The following is a 1,599-nucleotide window of genomic DNA, read 5'->3' as shown; positions in this document are numbered from 1 at the left end:
CGCAATCTCTTTAAGGAAAGACACGTCCGTTACGCTGCCTGAGAAAAAAGAGCACTATTTGATGCACCAGTCAGTATCTACACCAAGTTCGACTTCCTTGGTTTCAGCTTTTACGCTCGGACGGTACAAGACCGAGAAGGAAATCTGTTCACCGGGTTCGGACCCGCGGTAAGTCAAAAGGCGCTAACGCGAATGTCTCAGGCCATTCGCAGCTTGAGTCTCAATCGAAGTACCTCATTGACTGCCCGAACTGGCGCGGCGAATAAACCCGATGGTCAGGGGATGGGTGAATTACTATGGTGCATTCTATCCGGAGCCGCTGAAACGGTTTCTGAACAGAATAGACTTGCGGCTTGGCGGGTGGGCGCGAAATAAGTACAAGCGACCGAGAGGACGCAAACGACGATCTTGGGCGTGGCTTAAGAGATGTCGGGAAAGTCTTCCACAGTTGTTCGCGCACTGGGATTTCTGTTTCGAAGAACGGCGGACAAGAGGAGCCGTATGAATCGAGAGATTCACGTACGGATCTGTGAGAGTTGCGCCTTGCAAGCGCATGAAATTCAGTTGCCTGAGATGGCAACCGCGGCAAAGCCTAGCCAGCAGCCGTGTACCGAGTCTTGCGTGGTGTCCGGCAACGGCCATTGCGAAGCGTAGACAGGAAGGTTGTAGGCCGGAACATCGGTGAACGGAAAGATAGCCCCGAAATCGATCGTGGTCGAAGTAGCCGACTCTATCTCTCTAAGAGGAAGGCAGAATTCCGGTACACGTCATGGCAAGTGTACTGGGGTGCTTCCGGGGTTCGTACCGCCAGCATGCAACCGAAGGGTTTTATGTGAACAAGGGAGATCCGTCAGGTTCAAGTGACATTTGCTTGTAAGGCCCGACGAGCCGAGAAGGTAGAACGGCCTGATGACCTGACGGAAGTCAGACTGGCTGATAGTACTCCGAGGCCGGGAGAACCGTAAGCGGTCAGTGAAGCACGTCCTGCCCGCCAACTCGATCTATCGATTTTTTTCTGAGACGAGCTTGCCTATTGACCTTTCCATAAATCTTGACATCACCACAGGGTTGCCTGAATCCAGCACGCGGTAATGATTGAAGGTCGGTGCTGCGCGCTTTTCAGCTTGTTGCGGGCGACGGTCTGCAACTCGTCGAGGTTGTCGGGGCAGAAATTCGCAATCGCGTGACGTTTTAGCCATGCCCACAGATATTCGACGGGATTGAGTTCTGGACAGTACGGCGGCAGAAAGGTGATCTGAATATGGCCCTCGAGAGAGTCCACGTATTGCCGGACAATTGCCGCGTGGTGGGGCCTGGCACCGTCCCAGATGATCAACAGCGGCTGCCTCAGATGCGCTTTGAGCGCCTTGAGAAACTCGATCACCTGTTCCTTCTTTACGCTGCCTTCGTACAACCGAAACAGATAGTTCGTGCGACTGAGGCCCGCAATCGCGGACACATGCTTCCAGTTGAAATGAAACTGGATAACCGGCGTTTGCCCCTTCGGTGCCCAAGTACGCACCCGGGTGGGGCGTTCGCTGATGCCAGTCTCGTCGATAAAGACGATCAGTCGGCCTTCGCGCTTGGCTTTTTTTAAGC

Annotated in this window: 2 protein-coding genes; one reads left to right on the top strand and one right to left on the bottom strand. The window is 54.0% G+C overall.

The window, feature by feature from the left end; translation table 11 throughout:
- Positions 1-241 precede the first annotated feature (241 nt).
- Positions 242-505: a group II intron maturase-specific domain-containing protein gene (locus AWB78_RS50105; protein WP_082883659.1), complete on the top strand. Its 264-nt coding sequence runs from the start codon at positions 242-244 to the stop codon at positions 503-505.
- Between the two features lie 552 nt (positions 506-1,057).
- Here the strand turns inward: AWB78_RS50105 and AWB78_RS42455 are convergent.
- Positions 1,058-1,599, bottom strand: a 542-nt coding sequence (locus tag AWB78_RS42455) for an IS630 family transposase (RefSeq protein WP_157697908.1), incomplete at its 5' end; no start/stop codon positions are given.

It is taken from the genome of Caballeronia calidae, from assembly GCF_900044055.2.
Lineage (GTDB): Bacteria > Pseudomonadota > Gammaproteobacteria > Burkholderiales > Burkholderiaceae > Caballeronia > Caballeronia calidae.
The sequence above is the reverse complement of the archived record's forward strand: the minus strand, read 5'-3'. Positions and strand labels throughout refer to the sequence as shown.